The 2336-nt window shown below is 66.7% G+C and carries 1 protein-coding gene; it reads right to left on the bottom strand.

Annotation, left to right across the window (positions count from 1 at the left end; translation table 11 throughout):
* Window positions 1–72 precede the first annotated feature (72 nt).
* Entirely contained in the window at window positions 73–2169 is a 2097-nt protein-coding gene (locus K0M70_RS11920) for a M13-type metalloendopeptidase (protein WP_290782206.1), read from the bottom strand.
* Window positions 2170–2336 lie beyond the last annotated feature (167 nt).

Genomic DNA, 2336 nt, shown 5'->3' with positions numbered 1-2336 from the left:
AACCCACCAAAAACCACACACGCCGGGGCCGGGGCGGGCCCGTTTTCCTGGGTCTGAACCGCCGTTTTACGCTTACCAGATGGCGATCTTGGCGTCGCCCGAGCGCACCATCGGGTCACCGGCCTTGCAGTCGAAGGCCTGCGCGTACGCCGGCATGTTCGACGGCGCGCCGATGGCACGGAAGTTGGCGGGGGCGTGCGAGTCGGTGGTCAGGCGCACCTTGAGCTCTTCGGGCTTGAAGTTGCGACGCCACACGGTGGCCCAGTTCATGAAGAAGCGCTGGTCCGGGCCGTAGCCGTCGATCTCGGCCACGCGCTTGTTGGTGAGCTCACGCTGCAGGGCGTCGTAGGCCACGGCCAGGCCGCCCAGGTCGGCGATGTTCTCGCCCAGGGTCAGCTTGCCGTTCACGTGCAGGCCTTCGATGGACTCGTAGCCGTTGAACTGTTCCACCAGCTGGCTGGTGCGCTGTTCAAAGCCGGTCTTGTCCTTGTCGCTCCACCAGTTGGCGAAGTTGCCCTTGGCGTCGAAGCGGCTGCCCTGGTCGTCGTAGCCGTGGATCATTTCGTGGCCGATCACCGCGCCGATGCCGCCGTAGTTGAGCGCGTCGTCGGCGTTGGCGTCGAAGAACGGCGGCTGCAGGATGGCGGCCGGGAATACGATCTCGTTGGCCAGCGGGTTGTAGTACGCGTTCACCGTCTGCGGGCTCATGCCCCATTCGGTCTTGTCCACCGGCTGGCCGATCTTGGCCAGGTTGAACTTGTAGTTGAACTCGTTGGTGGCCATCAGGTTGCCCACGAAGCTGGTGCGGTCGGTCTGCAGGCCGCTCCAGTCGCGCCACTTGTCCGGGTAGCCGATCTTGGGGGTGAAGGCGGCCCACTTCTCCAGCGCCTTTTCCTTGGTTTCCGCGCCCATCCACTCAAGGCCCTCGATGCGCACCTTCAGCGCCTCGCCCAGGTTCGTCACCAGGGTCTGCATGCGCTCCTTGGCCTCGGGCGAGAACGCCACCTCGACGTATTCCTTGCCCAGCGCTTCGCCCATCTGGCCGTTGATGGTGTTGAGCACGCGCTTCCAGCGCGGCTGCATTTCCTGCTGGCCGCGCAGGGTCTTGCCGTAGAAGTTGAAGTTCTCCTGGGCAAAGGCGTCGGCCAGGAAGGGCGCGGCGTTGTCGATGGTCTGCACGCGCAGGTAGGCCTGCCAGGTAGCGGCCGGCACGTCGGCCAGCATGGCGTTCACTTCCTTGTGGAAGTCGGGCTGGGCCAGCGAGAACATGTCCGGCCGGGCCAGGCCCTGCGCCTCGAAGAACGACGACCACTTGAAGTTCGGGGTCAGTGCGTCGGCGTCGTCGATGCTCACCGGGTTGTAGTAAAGCGACACGTCGCGCGAGAGCTGTTCGCTGGACATCGACGCCTTGGCCAGGCGCGTCTCGAAGGCCATCACGTCGGCGGCCTGCGCAGCGGCGGTGGCGTCGTCGGCGCCGGCCAGCTTGAGCGTGCTGGCCAGATGGGCGACGTAAGCGACGCGGATGTCGGCGTGTTTGTCGTCGGAGTAATACGTGGTGTCGGGCAGGCCCAGGCCGGCCTGGCCGGCATAGGCGATGTTGAGGGTGGAGTTCTTGAAGTCCGGGCTCGGGCCGAAGCCGAACACGTAGGACTGGCCCTTGGCATAGCTCTTCATCAGGAAGGCGGCGATGGCCTCGCCCGAATCAAGTGCGGCGATTTCGTCGAGCATCGGCTGGATCGGCGCCAGGCCGGCGGCGTTGATCGCCGTCTCGTCCATGCCGGTGGCCCAGACGTCGCCGATCAGCTTCTGCGTGCCCGAGGCGTCGGTCTTGGCGGCGAGGCTGGTGACCAGGGCCTGCTGGATTTCCAGCGAGCGCTCGGCCAGCAGCTCGAAGCTGCCCCAGGTGGTGCGGTCGGCCGGCACCGGGTTGGCGGCAAGCCACTTGCCGTTGACGAAGCCGTTGAGGTCGGTGCAGGCGCTGATGCCGGCGTCGAGGTCGGACGACTGGAAGGCGATGATGGGCGTCTTCAGCGCCGCCAGGTCGACCACCGGCTGGGCGGCTTCAGGCGCAGCGGCGGTTTCCACCGGCGCTCCGGTCGTCTGGCAGGCGGCGAGGGCCACCGTGACCGCAAGGGCGAGGGCGAGGGGTTTGAGGGAAGCAAGGGTCACGTAAGGCTCCAGGCCCGGGTGGGCTAGAAAGGTGCGGAAAGGGGGGCCGTCGACATCGCGGCGGGCGCCCGATTCTGGACCTTCCCCCGCCCGGGGACATAGGTCGAAGGTCACGCCTTCGCCGCGACGCCGGCGCCAGCGCTTGGGAGGCGGGCAAAAAAAAAGGC

It is taken from the genome of Arenimonas sp. (assembly GCF_019459675.1).
GTDB lineage: Bacteria > Pseudomonadota > Gammaproteobacteria > Xanthomonadales > Xanthomonadaceae > Arenimonas.
The sequence above is the reverse complement of the archived record's forward strand: the minus strand, read 5'-3'. Positions and strand labels throughout refer to the sequence as shown.